Below are 20,269 nucleotides of genomic sequence, written 5' to 3' on the forward strand. Positions count from 1 at the left end.
CCTGATCGGCGCAGCAGCAACCCGTGCTCGTCAGTCCTTCGGCCCGCCCGCCACGTAGATCACCTGGCCCGATACGAAGCCTGCGCCATCACTGACCAGGTACGACGCCGTGTGCGCGATGTCGGCTGGGGTGCCGACGCGCCGCACCGGAATCTCGGCAGCGGCGGCCTTCTGGAAATCCTCGAACGAGACGCCGACGCGGGCGGCGGTAGCGGCGGTCATATCGGTCACGATGAATCCGGGCGCAATGGCATTGGCCGTAACGCCGTATTTGCCCAACTCGAGCGCAAGGGTTTTGGTGAAGCCTTGCAACCCGGCCTTGGCTGCCGAGTAGTTGACCTGTCCGCGATTGCCGACCGCCGATGTGCTCGACATCATGACCACGCGTCCCCACTTCTGCTCGACCATGTACTTCTGCGTTGCCCGGGTGAGCAGGAAGGCGCCGCGCAGGTGCACGTTCATGACCGTGTCCCAGTCATCGACACTCATCTTGAACAGCAGGTTGTCGCGCAGGACGCCGGCATTGTTCACGACCACGGTCGGCGCGCCCAGCGTGCTGTCGAGGTGGTGGATCGCCGCAGCAACCGACTCCTCGTTCGACACGTCGGCGCCCAAGGCGATGGCCTGCCCGCCCGCCTCGGTGATCGCCGCGACGGTGTCGGCGCAGGCGTCTGCATCGAGATCCAATACGCCGACTCGGAGTCCGTCCGATGCCAACCGCTTGGCGATAGCCGCACCGATCCCTCGTGCGGCGCCGGACACCACTGCAACTCGCTCGCCCATGAGCGCATCCCTTCGTCGGTCGAATGCATCAGTCATACCGCACCGGAGTCGGGGTCACAGCACTGGCTCGATGTGCCGATCACGGCGATGATCGCGCTGCGCTTCGAGCGGTTCCGGGTTTCCTCGATGCGGCGGCATCTCAGCCCGGTGTTATACGGCGGACGCGCAGACGAGGCGAATATCACAAAACGGTAACGGTTGACGCGCGAATTCCGACAAGCTATCGACGGTACGCGCAGTGACCGATCGAGAGTGCCACGGGGGCGCACGGGTGTCGCTGCTGCGCGATGGCGATTTCTCGATGAAAGGTGTCACAGATGCGGCGTTCCCGCGTCCGATCCCAGGCGTCCCTCGGCGGGATCATCCGCACAATGCTCGCACCGATCGTGGCGGTCGTAGTGACGGCGGGCAGTGTTGTCGTCGGTTTCGGCCCGGCGGCTTCGGCGGCGTTCGATCCCGCAGGTTTCGACTTCTGGGTCGATTCGAGTATGGGGCCGATCAAGTCGCGCGTGTTTCGCGCGGCAGACGGGAATACCAATCGCGTCGTCTACGCGCTGGACGGAATGCGCGCCCGGGAAGACTTGAACGGCTGGGAGTTGGAAACGGATGTCGCGCGGGAACTCACCAAGTGGAACATCAATGTGGTGATGCCGGTCGGCGGTCAGTCCAGTTTCTATGCCGATTGGAACAAGCCGTCGCGTTTCCTGGGTATCGAGCCCGGCTCTTCGTCCGGATCCTCCTCGGGCTCGGGTTCGGGCTCCGGTTCCGGTTCGGCTTCTGGCTCGGCATCCGGTTCATCGTCGGGCTCCGGCGGGCTTCAGGTCTTCTCTGCAGGCCCCGGGAAGTCCTACACATACATGTGGGAAACCTTCCTGACCCAGGATCTGCGCTACGCGCTGCGTGATCGTCTCGGTTTCAATCCGAACCGCAATGGAGTCTTCGGCCTGTCGATGGGTGGTAGCGCCGCACTCACCCTGGCCGCCTACCACCCCGATCAGTTCAGCTTTGCGGGATCGTTCTCCGGGTATCTGAACATCTCCGCCCCTGGGATGCGCGAGGCGATTCGCGTCGCGATGATCGACGCGGGAGGCTACAACGTGGACAGCATGGCCGCGCCATGGGATTCCAAGTGGCTGCGGATGGATCCGTTCGTCTTTGCGCCGAGGTTGATCGAGAACAACACTCGCGTGTGGGTGTCGGCTGCCAGTGGTCGCCCCACCGCTGCGGATCGGCCCAGCTTCAACACACTGACGGGGATGGGGTTGGAAGCTCTGGCGTTGGTGAACACTCGCGCCTTCCAGGTCAGCATGGCAGCGCGTCGCGCCGACAACATCACCTACGACTTCCCTGCCTACGGCATTCATGCCTGGACCACCTGGCAGGACCAGGTCTTTCGAATGCTTCCTGAGCTGTCGGCATCCATCGGCTGAGCGGGGCGGACCGAAACCGGCCGCTGTCTGCGCCCGCGGACGACGCACGCGCCGCGGACCACACCTCACCTGCCAATTTGATAATGAAAACTATTATCATTACTCTGCGAAGTCCCTGGCGACGAGTTCAGGGACGGTGACGGCAGGGAGTCTCGTCGTGGCGCTGTGACGATCCGTACTCGTCGACGGTGCCCGACACCGTTGCGACCTGCCCGACCGTGTCGATGTGTGTTACAGACAAGGGCAGATATGAACAGCATCATTCGCACCGTCGTTGCGACTGTGGCGGCTGCGAGTGCCATGAGCGTGGGGTCGGCGACAGCAGTGGCTTCGCCGCCCGAGCCAGAGGCGACCACGCTGAGCACCGAAATCCTGCCGGGGGTGCGCTATACCGCCGACACCGTGGATCGGTCGGTGGTCATCGAGACCGGCGTCGCGACTCTCATCGGTCGCGACGGGCAGTTTCAGGTGCGCGACGCGGCGGGCGATCCGGTCGCCGGCGTCACCGCTTTCGCGGTCGAACCGCTAGCATGGCAGGCCGTCCAGGCCCCGCAAGACGTGCAGGCCGACATCCGAGCCGCTACGCCGGCGTTGCGGCTCGACGAGATCGCCGGCGAACCCGGGACCGAGCAGTTCGACGCCGGAATCCAGGCCGCGATCAACGAATTCGACCTGGCGGTCGGGGTCGGAACCCTGGCTGGCGGAACCATCGGCGCCGCGGTCGGCTGCGGGGTCGGCGCCGTGGCCGGCGCGGTCTTCGGTGCGCCGATCCTCGATGCCGGTGGTCTGACCGTCATCGCCGGATGCCTGGCCGGAGCTGGAGTGCTCGGCGGATTGGGCGGCATCGTCGGCGCCGCCGTGCTCGGCATTCCGGTGGGAATTGCCGCCGCGGTCAAATTCCACAACACGATGAACCAGCCGCAGAGCGTGAGCGAACTCCCCAGCGCGTAGTGGATCGGCCGTCCGTCGGGGACCGTCGCCGGTAGTATCGTGCCAGATGGTCCTCGTCGGTCGGACATCGTTCCAGTGGGCAGTGTCCGGTTGGGAGTAGCCACGGGAGTGGGAAATGACCGCACGCGACGGTCCCGGCCTGGGGCGGTTGCATCGCAGCACTCGAGTACTGCTGATCGCCGCCACCGTATTCGTCGTGTCATTGCTGATCTTTCCCCGCGTGGTCGGCGCCTACATCGGTTGGCTGTGGTTCGGTGAGGTCGGATTCCGCAGGGTCTGGTTCACCGTGTTGGTCACCCGCTTGTCGCTGTTCACCGTGGTCGCGCTACTGCTGGGCGGCGTTGTCTTCGCTGCGATGTGGTTGGCGTTTCGGTTCCGCCCGCCCTTCGCGCCGGGTTTTGCACAAGACACTCTCCGGCAGTACAGCCAGATGGTGATTCGGCGGCCGCTGCGGTTCGCGGTGGGCATCGCCGCGTCCCTGGGACTCATCGGCGGCCTGATCGCCCAGTCGAGTTGGGTGACCATCCAACTGTTCGTGCACGGCGGGTCGTTCGGGGTGTCCGATCCCGAGTTCGGGCACGACGTCGGGTTTTTCGTCTTCGATCTACCGTTCTATCGGCTGGTGGTGAACCTGCTGTTCGCCGCGGTCGTCTGTGCGTTGGTGGCGAGCCTCGCAGCCCACTACCTCCTCGGCGGGCTACGGCTGTCCGGTTCGGTGATCGGCCCCACTCGCGCGGCTCGCGTCCAACTCGCGGTGTTCGCGGGCGCCTTCATCGTATTGAAGGCGGTGGCCTACTGGCTCGACCGCTACTCGCTGCTGTCGAGCCGAAGCAATGAACCCACCTTCGCCGGCGCGGGCTACACCGACATCAACGCCGTCCTGCCCGCCCGGCTCATTCTCTTCGCGATCGCAGTCATCTGCGCAGCAGCAGTGTTCGCCGCCGTCGTTGTTCGTGACCTGCGAATCCCGGCAATGGCCGCGGTGTTGCTGCTGTTGTCGTCGATCCTGGTGGGCGCAGTGTGGCCGCTGGCTGTCGAGCAGCTGTCGGTGCGTCCGAACGCCGCCGACATGGAGCGGGCCTACATCGAGCGCAATATTGCCGCGACGCGGCAGGCCTACGGAATCGGCAGCGATCGGGTCGACTACCAGACCTACCCGGGGGTCGGCACCACGCCGCCGACCGAGGTTCCCGCGGATGCCACCACCATTGCCAACGCCCGCTTGCTGGACCCGAACGTGCTGTCGCAGACGTTCACCCAGCAACAGCAATTGAAGAACTTCTACAGCTTTCCGGCGCAGTTGGACCTGGACCGCTACCGCATCGGCGGGCAGTTGCGCGACTATGTGGTCGCCGCCCGCGAACTGACCCCGACCGCGCTGAGCGGCAACCAGCGCCACTGGGTCAATCGGCACACCGTATACACCCATGGTGACGGGTTCGTGGCTGCACCAGCCAATCGGGTCAATGCCGCAGTGCGCGAATCGGTCGGTGACGTCGCCAGCAGCAACAGCGGATATCCGATCTATTCGGTCAGCGATATCGCCTCCCAGGCATCCGGCCGCCAGCTGATTCCGGTCGATCAGCCCCGCATCTACTTCGGTGAAGTGATCGCCCAGGCCACACCGGACTACGCCATTGTCGGCGGCGGCCAACAGCCGCGCGAGTACGACACCGATGCCACCACCTACACCTACACCGGTTCCGGAGGCGTCCCGATCGGGAACTGGATCGATCGCCTGGCCTTCGCGGCGAACTACACCGAGCGCAACATCATCTTCTCCAGAGCGATCGGCCCCGACTCGAAGATCATCTTCAATCGCGATCCGCGCCACCGGGTGGAACTCGTCGCACCGTGGTTGACCACCGACAACAACCCTTACCCAGCGGTTGTGTCCGGTCGGATCGTCTGGATCGTCGACGCATACACCACGGTCGACGGCTACCCGTACGCCAAGCGCAGTTCGCTCGAAGCGCTCGCACTCGGCAGGGACGTCCGGACGCGATCTCCGCGAGAGATCTCCTACGTGCGCAATTCGATCAAGGCAACGGTGGATGCCTACGACGGCACGGTCACCTTGTACCAAGTCGACCGCCACGACCCGGTCCTGGCCGCATGGATGAGCGTCTTCCCCGGCACCGTGGAGCCCGAGGAGTCGATCACCCCGGAACTGCGTGCCCACTTCCGCTATCCCGAAGACCTGTTCACGATCCAACGCGAGATGCTCGCCCGATACCATGTGAACGAGCCGCGAGAATTCTTCACCACCAATGCTTTCTGGTCGGTACCCAGTGATCCGACCGTCGACGTCAACCCACATCAGCCCCCGTTCTATGTTCTGCTCGGCGATGCGGGCACGGCGCAGCCGTCCTTCCGACTGGCCAGCGCAATGGTCGGATTCAACCGGGAATTTCTGTCCGCCTATGTCTCGGTGCACTCCGACCCGGAGAACTACGGCAAGATCAGCGTGTTGCAACTGCCGACCGATACCCTCACCCAGGGGCCGCAGCAGATTCAGAACTCCATGATCTCCGACACGAGAGTGGCGTCGGAGCGAACCCTGCTCGAGCGGTCGAATCGGATTCAGTACGGCAATCTGCTCACACTGCCGATCGCCTCGGGCGGTGTGCTGTATGTCGAGCCGCTGTTCACCGAGCGGATCTCCACGACACCGAACGGATCGACGTTTCCCCAGTTGGCCCGGGTCTTGGTCAGCTACCGGGAACCGCGTACGGGTGGCGTGCTGGTGGGCTACGCCCCGACCCTCGCCGAGGCGCTCGAACAGGTGTTCGGCGCCGAAACCGGCGCGCTCGCCACACCGCCCGGCGGTGGCCCCGGGGCGCCTCCGCCGCCAGGCCAAAGGCCGCCGCCGGGAACACCGTCGGCGCCGTCGGACAGCGCACCTGTGGTGGACAGTGCGACGATCGCCGAGCTCAACGCACAGATCGATGCCATCCGGTCGGCCCTCGACCGGATACAGGAGCGAGTGAACGACCTCGACCACGGCGGGCGATGAGCGACCGTCCAGCGGCAGGGGCGATTCGTTGCGGCCGTCGATGTGGCGGACGCATCATCCGGGACCGGTCATCGGTCGACCGGCAGACAGTCGGCTCTGCCGCAGCTGCCGGGAGTCGCCGACCGAAACGGACTAGTGTGCTGACACATGGCGACAATCGCACTGCTCGAAACCGTGGACGATCTCATGCTTCTTCTGACCGACTGTGCGGACGCATGGGATATGCCCGATCGCAGCGGTGACCCGGTCGACATTCTCGACCACGATCGCCAATGCGCCGAACTGCTGCGTCGCGGCTACCCGGACGACGAACAATTGCAGGTCGCCGGTTTGGTGCACGATATCGGTCACAAGCTCGTTCCCGGTGACGTCGCCGGACACGGCCGGCATGCTGCGGATGCGGTGCGTGCTCTGTTGGGACCGCGAGTTGCACGGCTGGTGGAACTGCACGTGACCGCGAAACGCTATCTGGCCGCAGCCGATCCGGCGCATGCGGCCGCTCTGTCCGCCGCCAGCCAACGCACCTTGGTAGCACAGGGCGGTCCCATGACACCCGCGGAAGCCATGGCATTCGAGGCAGATCCGGAGTTCGCTGCCGCCCTCGCCCTGCGTCGCGCCGACGATGCCGGCAAGATCCCGGGCCTCGACGTCGCCCCCATCGAATCCTGGCGGTCGGTGATCGTCCGGGTGGCCACCGACCACGGGTAGCAGCAGGTGCTCAATCGGGCACTTGAAGTCCCACTGCTGCCGCGAGCGCGGGCGCGAGCTCCATCAGCTGCACTCTGTTGATGATCGCGCCACGGAGTGCCTCGATACCCTCCGCTACGGTGAAGGTCGCGGCCTGTCGGAAGTCGACCTCGGTCATCGTGGTCCGGTGCACCGCCAAGCGATCGATCCGTGAGCCGGGGAACGCCACCGATCTCAACCGGGCTCCGCCGAAATCGGCCTCGCGGAGCACACAGTCGTGGAAGGTGACCTCGCGCAGTGCAGCTCCGCGGAAGTTCACCGCGTCGAACTTGCAGTCGTGGAACGTGACGCGGCGTAGGCCGGCGCCGGCCAGTTCGACCCCTGCCCAGGCACTGTCGATGATCTCCGCATCCATCCAGGAGGTGTCCGACAGCGAGGTACCGGTCATGGTGACGCGACGCAGCCATACGCTGGCGAAGCGGGTGTAGCTCAGCGTGCCGCCGGTGAAAGCGAGGTCGGACAACGCCGATTCGTTGAACCGGGAGCTTCGCGCGTCGAGTTCGGTGAACTCGAGATCTCGAATACGGGCGCAGTCGTAATCACCTTCGAGCTCCACCTCGCCGTCGAACGCTTCGAGGAAGCGGGCGTATGGCAGGTCGTCGAGTTCACGCGGCATCCTTGGCAGACCTCACAGACATCGGATTCGAATCGTGCACCACGGGATGGGATAGCACATGGCACCGACAGTAGCGCCGCCGCTGCGGTCACCCCACCATGACGTATCGGTCCCTGCGAAGCGCGCTTGCACCGCACGCACCGGTGAGAACAGGTAGTGTCCTGGACTGGTCGATGACATGGAGGGAGCCCACCAGTGCGAATTCATCACCTGGACGGTGGTGGGACGCGTCCGTTCGGCGGACGCTTGGTCGATGGGCGACCGGGCCTCTTTCGCCGGGGCGACACTGTGAACCACTGCGTGCTGATCGAGTTGGAAACCCGCCTGGTTCTTATAGACACGGGCTACGGAGAGCAGGCGCTGTTGCGCCCGAACGAGTGGGTGGGGCGCCAGGTCGTGCGGCGCACGAATCCGGTATTGGACAAGCCGATCGTTCGGCAGGTCGAGACACTCGGCTTCTCCCGCGCGGATGTGCGCGACATCGTTGTGACGCATCTGGATCTGGATCATGCAGGTGGCCTGGTGGATTTTCCCCACGCGACCGTGCACGTGCACCAGGCGGAGTTGGCGGCATTCACAGAAACGTATGGTTGGCGTGAGCGGTTTCGCTACCGTCCGGTTCAGCTCGCGCACGGACCGACGTGGAGCGTCTACGCCGAGTGCGACAGCAGCAAAGACTGGTTCGGTTTCCAGTCGGTGGAGCAGGTGCGCGGCCTGTCGTCGGAACTGCTGATCGTTCCTCTGGCCGGACATACGCGAGGCCACATCGGAGTCGCGGTGCGCACAGCGAGAGGTTGGTTTCTCCATGCTGGGGACGCGTACACCCATCATGGTCAAATGGCAGATCCACCGAGAATGCCTTTATTGGGTCGGGTTTTCGAGCAGACGATGGACACCCACCGCCGGCAGCGAGCCGAGAATCAGCACCGACTGCGGGACCTGGTGCGTGAGCCCGACACCCCGGTGAACGTATTCTCTGCACACTGCGCAACCGAATTCGCACGACTGTGCAACGCGCAGTCGGACGGCGACGCATAGGCTTTGCCGCTGGCATGGTCGCTGTGTACCTGCAATGCGCTATTTGCATATGGAAACCTAGATATGCGCATCTTACGACTTAATTCTCTGTATCGACAGGTGAACTGCGTCCTTTGCAACTCCGAAGACCCTTCACCTGCAGGTTCTCGGCTTCCTGTAGGGTCGCCCCGGGGAAGTTCACCGCGTCGAATCCGACATCAGCGTGGCAACGTGGCCCGGCACCGGCACAGCGAGGTTCGTTCATCGGAGTAGTTCTCCGGGAGGAACAGATGATCTGTCGCCCGCCGCTGATACGTTGCCCACTCGGTGGTCGACTCCAAGCGGCCCGCCCAACGGATGGAGATACCCATGGCCAGCGAAGAAAGTACCGAGTCAGCGGCAACGCACCGTGCCGACAGCCACGATCTGATCCGTGTGCACGGCGCGCGGGTGAACAATCTCGAAGATATCAGCATCGAAATCCCGAAGCGCCGGCTGACGGTATTCACCGGTGTCTCCGGCTCGGGCAAGAGCTCACTGGTGTTCGGCACGATCGCCGCTGAGTCACAGCGACTGATCAATGCAACCTACAGCGCCTTCGTGCAGGGCTTCATGCCCAGCATGGCGCGGCCCGATGTGGATGTCTTGGAAGGGCTGACCACCGCGATCGTGGTCGACCAGCGACGGATGGGCGCCGATCCGCGGTCCACGGTCGGTACCGCCACCGACGCGAATGCCATGTTGCGCATCCTGTTCAGCCGATTGGGTAAGCCGCACATCGGCTCGGCGCAGGCTTTTTCCTTCAATGTCGCCTCGGTCAGCGGCGGCGGCGTGGTCAACGTCGAGCGTGCCGGGCAGACCGTGCGGGAGCAGCGCAGCTTCAGCATCACAGGCGGCATGTGCCCACGCTGCGAGGGGCGCGGTTCGGTCAACGACGTCGACCTGACGCAGCTCTACGACGGCACGAAGTCGATCAACGAGGGTGCGCTCACGATCCCCGGGTACACCGTGAACGGTTGGTACACCAAGATCTTCAGTGGTAGCGGATTCTTCGACCCGGACAAGCCGATCGCGAAGTTCACCAAACGCGAGCTCGAGGATCTGCTGTACAAGGAGCCAACCAAGATCAAGATCGACGGTATCAACATTACCTACGAGGGGTTGATCCCGCGCATTCAGAAGTCGATGTTGTCCAAGGACGTCGACGCTCTGCAACCACATATCCGCGCCTTCGTGGAGCGGGCGGTGACGTTCACCGTCTGTCCCGACTGCGACGGCACTCGGCTCAACGAGACGGCCCGGTCGTCGAAGATCGAGAACATCAGCATCGCTGACGCCTGCGCGATGCAGATCAGCGACCTTGCCGAATGGGTACGAGGGCTGAACGAACCGTCTGTTGGGCCGTTGCTCGAATCACTGCAGAAGACTCTCGATTCCTTCGTGGAGATCGGGCTCGGCTACCTCGGTCTGGACCGCCCCTCGGGCACCCTGTCGGGCGGTGAAGCGCAGCGAACCAAGATGGTTCAGCATCTGGGCTCCTCGCTCACCGACATCACCTATGTATTCGATGAACCCACCGCGGGACTGCACCCGCACGACATCCGGCGAATGAACGATCTGCTGCTGCGGCTGCGGGACAAGGGCAACACGGTACTGGTGGTGGAGCACAAGCCGGAGACGATCGAGATTGCCGATCACCTGGTCGATCTCGGTCCCGGTGCCGGTTCCGATGGCGGCACGATCTGTTTCGAGGGCACTGTCGAGGGGCTGCGTACCAGCGACACCATCACCGGACGTCATTTCGACGACCGCTGCGCGATCAAGCGCACCGTACGAAAGCCCAACGGCAAGATGAGTATTCGTGGTGCGAATGCGAACAATCTGCGTGAGGTCGACGTGGACATCCCGCTCGGAGTGCTCGTGGCGATCACCGGTGTGGCCGGTTCCGGCAAGAGTTCGCTCGTGCACGGGTCGATCCCGCTCGGTGAGGATGTGGTCTCGATCGGTCAGGGGTCGACCAAGAGCTCCCGGCGCAGTAGCCCAGCGACCTACACCGGATTGCTCGATCATCTTCGCAAGGCGTTCGCGAAGGCCAACGGAGTGAAACCGGCGTTGTTCAGCTCGAACTCCGAGGGCGCGTGCCCCGAGTGCCGCGGCGCCGGTGTCGTCTACACCGATCTGGCGGTGATGGCCGGGGTGGCCACCGTGTGCGAGGTCTGCGAGGGCAAGCGGTTCGACTCCTCGGTCTTGGATTACCGACTGGGCGGGCGGGACATCAGTGAGGTGCTCGCGATGTCGGTCACCGAAATCGAGCAGTTCGTGGGCTCCGGTGAATCGAAGATCGCTGCGGCCCACAAGATTGTGAAGCGCCTGGTCGACGTCGGACTCGGCTATCTCACCATCGGTCAGCCACTCACCACGTTGTCCGGCGGCGAACGGCAGCGCCTCGAGTTGGCCACGTACATGGCCGAGAAGGCCAGCGTCTACATCCTCGATGAGCCCACCACCGGCATGCACCTGGCCGATGTCGAGAAGCTACTGGGTCTGCTCGACCGATTGGTCGACTCCGGCAAGTCGGTGATCGTCATCGAACATCACCAGGCGGTCATGGCACACGCCGATTGGATCATCGACCTCGGCCCCGGGGCGGGCCACGACGGCGGGCGGATCGTCTTCGAAGGCACACCCGCCGACCTGGTCGCCACCCGGTCGACTCTCACCGGCCAGCACCTCGCGGAATATGTCGCCGGCTGAGCGGGCGGGTCACGTGACCGTTTATGCTGGTTCACCTCGTCAGAAAGTCGTCAAGCAGAACGGGTGCCCGGACGGATCCAGGAGTACTCGCCAACGCTTCTCGTCGGGCTGATGGTCCGGTTTGGCCGCACCGAGTTCCAGCGCCGAGGCCTCCATCTCATCCAGGTCGTCTACCCGTAGGTCCAGGTGGAGCTGTTGCGGAATGTCCTGCCCCGGCCATTGCGGCGCCCGATATCCCTCGACCCGCTGGAATCCGAGGTCGCAACCGGAGTCGTCGGTCAGAGCGACGAACTCCTCCGAGCTGAACATTTCGCGCATCCCGGTCAGTGCCCCATAGAAGCCTGCGAGTGTGTGTGGGTCGGCGCAGTCCACAGTCACACCTCGAAGTCGTGCACCTGGCATTGTTCACTCCTCTGTCGTCGAACGCCGTAAGCCGCTGCTACACAAGACCAACGGCTGACGGTCACATCGCACCAGCGACGTCTGCTTGTGCTGTCGGTATGGATAACACGCGGTACCGACAACAGTTTCGTGGCGCAGGTGGCGTGATGCGCTGCGATGTTCTCTGGGCGTGCCGAGTTCAACGGCTTCGGTCGCTGCAGGCGTTGGAAGAAGGACCGACGACCTGCCACCCATAGGAGGAGATGATTCGAGGGGCGGTGAGATGCTACATGAGCAGATCGGACCTACCGACCTACAACCCGTTGGTGAAGGTGCTCGGCCTGATCGTGGCAGTCGGTTCGCGGGATCCGTCGACTCCGGCGTTGTTCATGGCTTCGGCGCTGGTCCTACTGCCTTTTGCTGATGCTGGTTGCCGGTAGGACCCGCGGGGGTCGATGACCGAACCGCTCATGGGACGTCCGCCTCGACAACGATACTTCCGCCGAACCGGTTGCGCTCGCGCCCAGTGGCGTAGTCCCGGAATTCGAGGTCGACGATTTCGAAGCCGGAACTTCGGACCAATCGGACCACTTCGGCTCGACTGAACAGGTGAACGGGAGTCTGCAACAGGGTGTCACCGTCGCGATATGCCGCCACAAAGTCTCCTCCGCCGGGTAGTAGGCCATCGCGCACCATGTTTCGCATCGTCTGGAAGACGCCGTATCTGACGGCGTTGTACCGGTTGTTGACATCGAAGACGAATGCGCCGCCGGGCTTCAGCATGTTCCTGATCTGGTTCAACCCCGGAACCAACTGCGTGCGCGGGACGTGTCCCAACACATTGGACAGACAGATCACCAGGTCGAACGTGCCAGGAATGGCCGCCGGAAGGTCGGGCGACCCGAGTGCCACTGCGTGTACCTCGGCGGTGGGACAGTTGCGTTGGGCGAGTGCGGCCATCTCCGGGCTCTCGTCGATGGCAACGACTCGATCGGGGCGGATTACGGATACCACGCGCTGCAGCCTCTCGCCGGTACCGGTACCCACGTCGAGCACAGCGATTCCTCGCCGGTCTGCCGCGGCAGCGAAGATCACTCTTTCGACGGCCTGGAAGTAGCCGCTGTGCTGCTCGAGATACGTGACGTAGCCATGCGAATACGCGTCGTAGAATCTTTGCGAGGTCACTGCGGTCGGCGCAGCTTTGGAACCCTTCGACATGCTCCTCCTACTGTCGGATGTATGTGAGGCAACTGTCGACATCGAAGCGTCCCCAGTCCGCTGCGTGCTCGAGGCCCGCGGCAACGCTCTGCTTCGGCAACTGCTCGGTGGCTCGCAACACGAATGTGCACACCTCGGTCAATCGATCGATCGGTACCCCGCTCGACCAGGCCAGGTAATAGAAGGCTCGAGCACCTCGACCGAGCGCGCGGAATTCCGTGGGCGCCGTCGACAACACGAGGTCCTCTACCGCCAGCGGTGCTCGCCACGGGTCGTCCAACACAGGCATTCGACCCGCGAGAGGGGACAGTTCCTCCCACAAGGCGGAGGTGAGCATGTCCCACGGGGAGAACTGCCGAGGCCGATATGTTGCGATCAGATCCGAATAGACGGTTGCGTAGTCGGCGGCGAGCGAGTGTGTCGACAATCGTTGGGACAGTTGGCGTGCTGTCGCGACGAGCGTGCCTCTGGCCTCGGGGTTCACCCACAGCGATCGGATCGCCTGCGCGATCATCGAGCCGTCCGGTGCGTCGATGAACATTGCGCCCGATTCGCCACCGAGGTATTCGCTGATCCCCCCGGCGCGCGTGGCGATGACGGGGCAACCGGCAGCCTGTGCCTCGACGTTCACCAGGCCCCCACCCTCGGATTTCGAGGCCACGACCGTGGTGAACGCGCCCTTCAACAAGGAAGCGGCCTCTTCGATCGGCACTTCGCCGAGGAAGTGCACTCGTGACGCCATGCCGAGTCGCTCGACTTGATTCACCAGGTTCGTGCGCTCGCTTCCATCGCCCGCGATGACCAGCCGTAGTTCCGGGATTTCTTCTCCGACCAGATGCACAGCGTCGATCGTCTTGTCGACGGACTTGGCAGGCTCGAGCCGCCGCAGCGACAGCACGTAGGGCCGCCACTCGGCTGCATTCGCATGGGGTTCTGCGGAGGTGAACAGTTCGTGGTCGATACCCACGTAGAGAGTCGATATCGGGGCCCGTTCGCCGACCAGCAGTTCGGTCTGCCTGGCCAGATCATCGGAGGCCGCATTCAGCAGATCCGCTCGCCGCATAGCGGGAAGGACGAGGTCGCGCCCGGTCAGCCACACGAGCCGGGGATCGGGGTCGGCCACGTCGGGAATGTCATAGCCGCCGACGGTCTGAACAACCGGCACCTGCCACAGGCAGCTCAGTATCTCCGCGACCATGGGCAGCGGTCGCCGCAGACCCATTACATGCACGACGTCCGGTTTTCGTATCCGTTGGACGGCATCCTTCAGCTGGTCGGACATGGCTTTGAAATCCGATGGCAGCACAGCGTTGACGAACCGGTGTATGCGAATCCCGTTGCGTACCTCTTCCTTCGGTGTGGTGTCCGGTACATGCCGGGTCACGACGTCTACGTTGTGCCCTCGGTTGGTGAGTTCGACTCCGAACTGATCGATCGGATCCTGGTTCCCGCCGGTAAGGGGCCAATAGTCGCTGCACATGTAAAGGATGTTCACCGCCTGCTGAATCCTTCCGGTCTAGGCGAGTAGCCGCCGCCGAGCCACTGCGGCATCGATCAGTCGGTCGGGCGTACCCACGTCGAACCACCCGGATTCTGCCGGGACCTTTACCGCCACCAGACCGCCATTGGCAATGTACGACTCGAGTAGAGAGGTGATTTCCAGTTCACCTCGACCCGACGGAACTATCGACCCCAGCCTGTCCCACATCGAATTGTCGAAAGAGTAGAGGCCGGTGCACACCTGTGCGGGCTCGGCTACATCGGGTTTTTCTCTGACAGTGACAACCGCTCCGCACGCGGAACATTCGACTATTCCGAAATCTTTCGGGTCGGGATGCTCGTAGACCGCGACGGCAGCGCCGCTGGCGGTGGCCTGCGGTTTTCGTATCATCTCACCCGACCACGGCGCGCCAGAAACGTATATCGTGTCTCCGAGAGAGACGACGACGCGATCGTACTGCTCGTGCTCGAGCAGCCCTCCAGCTGCGGCGATGGAACCAACAATGCCGTTCGGCCTCTTCTGAACCGCAGTTCGGATCTCCATTTCGGAGTATCCGAGCCATGCGTGGATCGTGTTGAATACTTCCTCGTCTGCCGCATTGCACACAAGGACGACGGATCCGATACCGCACTCTCTCATCACATCCATGGAAAACGCGATAGCCGGCTTGTCGTACACCGGCAGAAGATGTTTGTTGACGACGCGAGTGGTGGGAAAGAGGCGTGATCCGGTTCCTCCAGCGAGAACGATTCCAGCGATGTTTTCGTTCGCTGGGTTCGTCGTATCCATAGCGCACCGCCTCATGGCCTTCGTGGAGAATCACATTCATGCCATACATTCGATCAACCGGTCGCATATGTAGTCGATTTCATCGAGGTCGATCAGCGGGTGGACCGGGAGGCAGATGACATCCTGAGCGAAACGATCTGCGACAGGGGTTGGGCGGGTAGCGCCCAGCGGAAATGTGCCCAGTGGTTTGAAGTATATCTCGGACTCGATTCCCGCGGCGTCGAGTTCTTTTCTCACGCGTTCTCGGTTTCTGACCAGTACCGGCATTGCGAAACCTCCGGAACGATCGGTTGGGTCCGTTTCGCGCACGAGTTCGACCGGTGAATCGGCCAGACGTTCTCGGTAGCGGCACATGATCGACCGACGCTTGTCGAGTTTGTCCCGAAGCCCTTCGATCTGCGCCAATCCAACCGCCGCAGCGATATCGCCCATATTGTATTTGAAACCGATCTCGGGGATATCGTACGGATTCCCCCAGGTACGCGCTCTCGTATCGATTCCGAGCCGGCGTAGTCGTTTTGCCCGCTCCGCGGACACGGCATCGGGGAAGGTAGCGCAACCACCCTCACCGATAGCGAGGGCCTTCGTCGCGTGGAACGAGTAGGCCTGGATGTTCGGGGACTCGCTCATCGGCCGCCCACGCCACTGAGAACCAATGGCATGTGCGCAATCTTCGATGACGGTGACTCCATGCCTGTTCGCGATATCGCTCAGCGCCTCGATGTCGCACGGGATCCCCGAGTAGTGCACGGCGATGACGGCGCTCACATCCGGCTCGGTTGCCAGGATGTCACGCACCGAATTCAGATCGATGTTTCCCGTCGTGCGTTCGATGTCGGCGAGTATCACACGGCAGTGGTGTTGTAGTGCTACCGACGCTGTAGAGATGAATGTGTTGGCTGGGACCATGACGGTACTGCCTTGCGGTACGTCGGCGACGACCAACGCAAGATGCAGTGCCGCTGTGCCCGAATTGAGAGCAACCGGATATTTCCCTATGAGATCGGGTCGTGACAATTCCTGCTCGAATTGTTCCGTTACTGGCCCGAGTCCTATCCAACCGGATTCCAGCACCTGTCGTAGGCGTTCCATCGAAGACCGTTCCACCTGCGGTCTGTACATTCTCACAGCGTTCCTGTGAGGAACTGTCTTCATTCTTGTTCGCCCCCTCCAACACGCGTGTGGGGTAATAACGTTCGACATGGGTCTTTCATGCGCCGAACGGGGCGCAGGAGTGCTGACATACTTTATCTCGGAGGTGACCGAGCGTCGAGCGTCTCACCGAAGGTGGCCGCGAATGTGTGCCGCCGTGAGGTATCGCGTGTACGAGAGGAAATGATCTCGCAGTTCGTGCGGTCAGGCTTCCAACTCGTCGGCGAGGTTGCTCCAGAACTGTGCGTTGGCTCTGGCGAGTTTTGCCAGGTGGCAATGACAATGGCTGGGAGCATCGAGAAGCGTCTGCTCGGCTCCGGCGCGGCTGTTGACGATCCCCGACACCAGTCGCAGGACACTGCGCCCTCTGTCGCTGAATCTCAACGCCGGATCTCTTTGTAGCGAGCGAAGAATCGCCTGCTGGATGTGGGAGGAGGTTCCGTTGTCCGCGCCGATGGACGTGGCGGACGAGACCTTCGGACTACCGGGGGTATCCGCCGGGTCGGCATGACCGGGTACCGGATCCACACCACGGTTGAGCCGGTCACGAACATCTCTGACGGTTCCAGTCGAGATTCCCGCCATTCTGGATATTTCACGCAGTGACATGGTCGGGCTGTCTCGGATGAGTTTCGCGGCAATCCGTCTACCTTTGTCGGTGGCCATCGGTCGCACTTTGCCGTCCTTGCCGACCCTACTGTGCAACCGTCCAGCTCGGCCGGTTGCACGCTGACGCTCTGTGCTGACGGTCGTGTGCGAAACGCCTGTCGCGCTGGCGATCATCCGATCCGACCAGCACGGATGCTCGAGGATCAGCCGCAGGGCGGCGGCCTTGCGCTCGTTCAGCGACAACGGCAAGCCGTGCGCGACGTTCGCCCGGACGGCGAGCACGAATGCATCGGCCTCGGACCCATCGAAGTACCGTGCGGGTACGACGTCTTGCTTGCGTGCCATGGCTACTCGTAGTCGGTGGGCCCCGTCGATCAGCTTCAGGGTGGAGCGATGCACGATGATGGGTGGCAATTGGGCATCGGACTCCATGAGGAGCCTGGTGTGCTCGGTGCTCCGGCTGTGCGCTGTGCGCAGATCTGGGCCGGAGCGAATGGACCGTATCGCCACGGATTCTACGGGAACTGTCTGGATGGTCGACAACCAAGCCTGTACGAGGGATAGGTCGGGTTCTGTCTCTTCGGCTCGAGCCGCCCAAACGCGTGAGTAGTCATCCAAGTTCATTTCAACCGATCCAAGTGTCCGCGCTTGTATATCCGAAGCTGTTCATCGTTGGTTCACCGAATATCACTCGTGGCGTAGGAACTACATTGTGGATTCGATCTCCATATCATCCCTGCGGGTCGAGTCCGGCGGCGTGTTGTAGGTGCGGCGGCCACCGATGGTTCTGCTACGAGGTTGGGAACTGAACGCTGATGGGGTGTTCCTCCTATTGGTCGGTGTCGGATCTGGTTGCTGTACGGGATCGGTCCAGGACGTCGTGACCGAAGGAGCCGACAACCCGCCGACGAGGCATGCCGTCTCGCTCTATAACAAGCATACCGATCGAACAGTCCTACCTGGGTCCGGTAGGTCGGAACGCCAACTGCTCGAAATCGTCGGTATGTGCAAATCCTGTACCCGGCAGTGGTTCATCGACCGTGCACCGCCGACCGATCACTTCGTCCGAAATAGGCGAATACGGTAATTCCGCTGTGCCACAACAACGTCTTCGGTGGATCCCAATCCTGTGTTGGGACCACTGTTCGGAAATATCCTGGCGCCGTGCAGTTGACTTGGAGAACATTTTGTGTTTTCCCGCACTCTGCGGGGAGATCTCCGCAATTCTGCTACGGACGCACGGGTTTTCAATATTCCTCATTCGTCGGGGAATGCGGTGGTCGGCAGTACTCGATCGTGCTGCCGGTGTTCGTCTGATGTCCATGGAGAGGTTCGGTCGATGACTGCTTCAGGTGCTGTATCCGGTTCTGCACCGGTCGACTCACTGCCGGTAGATTTCGAGTTCACCGACGCCGAGCGCGAAGAGCTTGCGGCGACGCTGGCTGCGGTCAGTGTGAGCCCGTATCGCCTCTACGAGGCATTCATGTTCCAGGTCGCCACGCTCATCGATAGGGTACCGCCCCGCTTCTCCGAGTTCGTGGCCACACTGGCCGACCGTGATCGTAGGCGGCAGCCGTGGATTCTGGCCCGGAACGCGCCGATCGACCGGGATGTACCGGTTTTCGACCACGACGAGCCGGTGAGATCGAAGTACGAGACAAAGACAACGTTCATCGCCGAAGCGTTTCTTGCCTTGTTCGGAATCATGCGGGGCACGCCTGCGATCGGCTATATCAATGTCAATGACGGCGATGTGTTCCAGGATATCTACCCGAAGCGTGCGTTGGCAGCCTCGCAGTCACAGAAGGCGCTCAACGAGATCTATTTTCACAAGGATCTGGCCAACCATTTCGTCCGGCCGGATCATGTCTACATGCTGGGCATGCGCAACGATCCCATCAACGAGGTATACACCACGCTCGTTCGTAACATTGACATACTCGAAGCATTGGACGAGCCCGAGAAAAAATTGCTGCGCCGCAGTGACTTCTATACCCCATTCGATGATTTGACCGTCTCGAGTCGTAACTGCAAATTGGGTGATGCATGCACGCACCCTATACTCTCCGGAGACACTGACATACGCTTCTTCGAGAAGCGTACGATGGGGTTGACTCCGGCTGCCGAGCGAGTGGTGACGAGGCTGTGCGAGATCCTTCACCGTGTAAAGTTCCGGCAGTTCATTGCACCGGGAGATTTCGTATGCGTCTGTAACAACTACGCGGTGCATGCAAAGGAAGTCGTTGCGGTCCATGACGAGGAGTCTCTGCGTACCAGGTGGATCATCAAGACAGTCAACGTCGACGACCTCGAGCCACACCAGCAGTACATGATCGCCGGGACTCACCACCTGGTGAACGGATAGCGCTGCTGCCTTCTGCGACGCGACGCATATCGACATCTTCGAGAAAGACTCCCGCACATGACCATTTCGTCCCGGAATCGCGCTGCCGAAGGAGATTTCCTGAGCAGCCGCACTCCCGAGACCGTAGCCCGTGCCGCGAGTTCCGTGCTCGATCGACTCTGCAAGACGTGGCTGACTCGGGCTGCCGTACGCAATCCGAACTATGACGACGAATCAGCGGCCCGCTTCGTCCCCGAACTCCATGACTTCCCGCCGGAACTGCTGCCATTCAACGACCATCCGACCTACGTCGCGCTCGACGAGCCGATCCATCGGCGAGTGCAGGCGCTTGCCTGGGTCGCATGGAATAGGCGGGTGGTCGAGACCGAGGAGCTCGTCGTGTGTCGGGCGCTTCTGGCATTGATGAACGGGGAGACCGACATCGCGCGTTTGCGGCGGCCCGGACACAGCTATCGCAGCCTGCTCGCGGCGACCGCGGACAGTCGTGAGGCATGGGAGAGTGATATCGCCCGCCTCACCTGGGCGGTGGTAGGCGAGCTGAGCATCTACGAGTTCCTGACCATCGTCTCGAACGACGAGCGTATTCAGCCCGGCGCCCGAGTCCTGCTGGAGTTGCACGAACGTGACGAAGCCGCACACGCCAGCCTCATTGCGCAGGTGATGCGTGGGCACTTCCATGAGCTCGGCACACAGCAGCGTGCCCGCTTCGTGGACTTTCTGCCACACGCGATGACCAGCCTGTCCCAACAGGACTGGGTGGTCTGGAAGGACGTGCTCGAGCTCGCCGGAGTGGACCAGGCGGCAGCGATCGTCGCCGACGTCGAGAACGCCCCCGATGTAGCCGACCACGTGCCGCTTCTCCGGAGCTACCAGCGAATCGCGTCGCTCTGTCACGATGTCGACATCGATCTCCCATCCCTGAGCCGTTGGAAGCCGTGAG

18 protein-coding genes are annotated in these 20,269 nt (G+C 62.5%); 9 read left to right on the forward strand and 9 right to left on the reverse strand.

What is annotated here, in order from left to right:
• Nucleotides 1–30: 30 nt before the first annotated feature.
• Complete coding sequence (gene fabG, locus K940_RS0126080; RefSeq protein ID WP_028479873.1) at nucleotides 31–783, reverse strand: 3-oxoacyl-ACP reductase FabG; 753 nt, start codon at nucleotides 781–783, stop codon at nucleotides 31–33.
• Between the two features lie 371 nt (nucleotides 784–1,154).
• Between fabG and K940_RS0126090 the strand changes: the two genes are divergently transcribed.
• The 4 genes from K940_RS0126090 to K940_RS0126105 all read left to right on the forward strand — a co-directional run bounded on the left by K940_RS0126090 (nucleotide 1,155) and on the right by K940_RS0126105 (nucleotide 6,888).
• A complete protein-coding gene (locus tag K940_RS0126090; protein ID WP_028479874.1) occupies nucleotides 1,155–2,213 on the forward strand; it encodes an alpha/beta hydrolase family protein in 1,059 nt (352 codons plus the stop codon).
• 249 nt (nucleotides 2,214–2,462) lie between these two features.
• Complete coding sequence (locus K940_RS31280; RefSeq protein WP_028479875.1) at nucleotides 2,463–3,164, forward strand: hypothetical protein; 702 nt, start codon at nucleotides 2,463–2,465, stop codon at nucleotides 3,162–3,164.
• Between the two features lie 115 nt (nucleotides 3,165–3,279).
• Nucleotides 3,280–6,180: a UPF0182 family protein gene (locus K940_RS0126100; RefSeq protein WP_028479876.1), complete on the forward strand. Its 2,901-nt coding sequence runs from the start codon at nucleotides 3,280–3,282 to the stop codon at nucleotides 6,178–6,180.
• Nucleotides 6,181–6,327: 147 nt separating this feature from the next.
• Nucleotides 6,328–6,888 (forward strand): HD domain-containing protein, encoded by a 561-nt coding sequence (locus K940_RS0126105; protein WP_036530473.1) that lies wholly within the window; start codon nucleotides 6,328–6,330, stop codon nucleotides 6,886–6,888.
• A gap of 10 nt (nucleotides 6,889–6,898) precedes the next feature.
• On the opposite strand, the gene K940_RS0126110 is transcribed toward K940_RS0126105, so the two are convergent.
• A complete protein-coding gene (locus K940_RS0126110; protein WP_036530475.1) occupies nucleotides 6,899–7,543 on the reverse strand; it encodes a pentapeptide repeat-containing protein in 645 nt (214 codons plus the stop codon).
• 195 nt (nucleotides 7,544–7,738) lie between these two features.
• Between K940_RS0126110 and K940_RS0126115 the strand changes: the two genes are divergently transcribed.
• On the forward strand, nucleotides 7,739–8,581 hold the full coding sequence (locus K940_RS0126115) for an MBL fold metallo-hydrolase (protein WP_028479879.1): 843 nt from the start codon (nucleotides 7,739–7,741) through the stop codon (nucleotides 8,579–8,581).
• A 197-nt stretch (nucleotides 8,582–8,778) separates the two neighbouring features.
• Here the strand turns inward: K940_RS0126115 and K940_RS33380 are convergent, their stop codons facing one another.
• The gene (locus K940_RS33380) at nucleotides 8,779–8,931 is read right to left on the reverse strand and encodes a hypothetical protein (RefSeq protein ID WP_196812384.1); all 153 of its coding nucleotides are present in this window, start codon (nucleotides 8,929–8,931) and stop codon (nucleotides 8,779–8,781) included.
• Here K940_RS33380 and K940_RS0126120 point away from each other — a divergent pair.
• Entirely contained in the window at nucleotides 8,930–11,314 is a 2,385-nt protein-coding gene (locus tag K940_RS0126120) for an excinuclease ABC subunit UvrA (protein WP_028479880.1), read from the forward strand. The two genes, K940_RS33380 and K940_RS0126120, sit on opposite strands and share 2 nt — an antisense overlap.
• 39 nt (nucleotides 11,315–11,353) lie before the next feature.
• Here the strand turns inward: K940_RS0126120 and K940_RS0126125 are convergent, their stop codons facing one another.
• Nucleotides 11,354–11,716: a VOC family protein gene (locus K940_RS0126125; RefSeq protein ID WP_028479881.1), complete on the reverse strand. Its 363-nt coding sequence runs from the start codon at nucleotides 11,714–11,716 to the stop codon at nucleotides 11,354–11,356.
• Between the two features lie 269 nt (nucleotides 11,717–11,985).
• Here K940_RS0126125 and K940_RS32770 point away from each other — a divergent pair, with 269 nt between their 5' ends.
• Nucleotides 11,986–12,135 (forward strand): hypothetical protein, encoded by a 150-nt coding sequence (locus K940_RS32770; protein WP_155981131.1) that lies wholly within the window; start codon nucleotides 11,986–11,988, stop codon nucleotides 12,133–12,135.
• 28 nt (nucleotides 12,136–12,163) lie between these two features.
• On the opposite strand, the gene K940_RS30545 is transcribed toward K940_RS32770, so the two are convergent.
• From K940_RS30545 to K940_RS0126155, 5 genes are all read right to left on the reverse strand, one after another.
• Nucleotides 12,164–12,913 (reverse strand): class I SAM-dependent methyltransferase, encoded by a 750-nt coding sequence (locus K940_RS30545; RefSeq protein ID WP_036530477.1) that lies wholly within the window; start codon nucleotides 12,911–12,913, stop codon nucleotides 12,164–12,166.
• Between the two features lie 7 nt (nucleotides 12,914–12,920).
• Entirely contained in the window at nucleotides 12,921–14,408 is a 1,488-nt protein-coding gene (locus K940_RS0126140; RefSeq protein WP_155981132.1) for a glycosyltransferase family 4 protein, read from the reverse strand.
• A gap of 21 nt (nucleotides 14,409–14,429) precedes the next feature.
• A complete protein-coding gene (locus tag K940_RS0126145) occupies nucleotides 14,430–15,203 on the reverse strand; it encodes a sugar phosphate nucleotidyltransferase (protein ID WP_028479883.1) in 774 nt (257 codons plus the stop codon).
• Between the two features lie 36 nt (nucleotides 15,204–15,239).
• Nucleotides 15,240–16,310: a DegT/DnrJ/EryC1/StrS aminotransferase family protein gene (locus K940_RS0126150; RefSeq protein ID WP_196812385.1), complete on the reverse strand. Its 1,071-nt coding sequence runs from the start codon at nucleotides 16,308–16,310 to the stop codon at nucleotides 15,240–15,242.
• Between the two features lie 249 nt (nucleotides 16,311–16,559).
• Nucleotides 16,560–17,474, reverse strand: a complete 915-nt coding sequence (locus K940_RS0126155; RefSeq protein ID WP_196812386.1) for a ParB/RepB/Spo0J family partition protein — start codon at nucleotides 17,472–17,474, stop codon at nucleotides 16,560–16,562.
• Nucleotides 17,475–18,303: 829 nt separating this feature from the next.
• On the opposite strand from K940_RS0126155, the gene K940_RS0126165 reads away from it, so the two are divergent.
• Both K940_RS0126165 and K940_RS0126170 read left to right on the forward strand, forming a co-directional pair.
• Nucleotides 18,304–19,329, forward strand: coding sequence for a hypothetical protein (locus K940_RS0126165; protein ID WP_028479887.1), 1,026 nt, complete (start codon nucleotides 18,304–18,306; stop codon nucleotides 19,327–19,329).
• A gap of 57 nt (nucleotides 19,330–19,386) precedes the next feature.
• Nucleotides 19,387–20,268, forward strand: coding sequence for a diiron oxygenase (locus tag K940_RS0126170; protein ID WP_028479888.1), 882 nt, complete (start codon nucleotides 19,387–19,389; stop codon nucleotides 20,266–20,268).
• Nucleotide 20,269: the final 1 nt, after the last annotated feature.

The sequence above is a fragment of the Nocardia sp. CNY236 genome (assembly GCF_000482385.1).
Classification (GTDB): Bacteria; Actinomycetota; Actinomycetes; order Mycobacteriales; family Mycobacteriaceae; genus Nocardia.

Bases quoted from the DNA above. Each gene is read 5' to 3' on its own strand.
- K940_RS0126110 (WP_036530475.1), bottom strand. From the start codon at position 7,543: ATGCCGCGTGAACTCGACGACCTGCCATACGCCCGCTTCCTCGAAGCG.
- K940_RS0126120 (WP_028479880.1), top strand. From the start codon at position 8,930: ATGGCCAGCGAAGAAAGTACCGAGTCAGCGGCAACGCACCGTGCCGAC.
- K940_RS0126145 (WP_028479883.1), bottom strand. From the start codon at position 15,203: ATGGATACGACGAACCCAGCGAACGAAAACATCGCTGGAATCGTTCTC.
- K940_RS0126105 (WP_036530473.1), top strand. From the start codon at position 6,328: ATGGCGACAATCGCACTGCTCGAAACCGTGGACGATCTCATGCTTCTT.
- K940_RS32770 (WP_155981131.1), top strand. From the start codon at position 11,986: ATGAGCAGATCGGACCTACCGACCTACAACCCGTTGGTGAAGGTGCTC.
- K940_RS33380 (WP_196812384.1), bottom strand. From the start codon at position 8,931: ATGGGTATCTCCATCCGTTGGGCGGGCCGCTTGGAGTCGACCACCGAG.
- K940_RS0126125 (WP_028479881.1), bottom strand. From the start codon at position 11,716: ATGCCAGGTGCACGACTTCGAGGTGTGACTGTGGACTGCGCCGACCCA.
- K940_RS0126165 (WP_028479887.1), top strand. From the start codon at position 18,304: ATGACTGCTTCAGGTGCTGTATCCGGTTCTGCACCGGTCGACTCACTG.
- K940_RS30545 (WP_036530477.1), bottom strand. From the start codon at position 12,913: ATGTCGAAGGGTTCCAAAGCTGCGCCGACCGCAGTGACCTCGCAAAGA.
- K940_RS0126170 (WP_028479888.1), top strand. From the start codon at position 19,387: ATGACCATTTCGTCCCGGAATCGCGCTGCCGAAGGAGATTTCCTGAGC.
- K940_RS31280 (WP_028479875.1), top strand. From the start codon at position 2,463: ATGAACAGCATCATTCGCACCGTCGTTGCGACTGTGGCGGCTGCGAGT.
- K940_RS0126090 (WP_028479874.1), top strand. From the start codon at position 1,155: ATGCTCGCACCGATCGTGGCGGTCGTAGTGACGGCGGGCAGTGTTGTC.
- fabG (WP_028479873.1), bottom strand. From the start codon at position 783: ATGGGCGAGCGAGTTGCAGTGGTGTCCGGCGCCGCACGAGGGATCGGT.
- K940_RS0126100 (WP_028479876.1), top strand. From the start codon at position 3,280: ATGACCGCACGCGACGGTCCCGGCCTGGGGCGGTTGCATCGCAGCACT.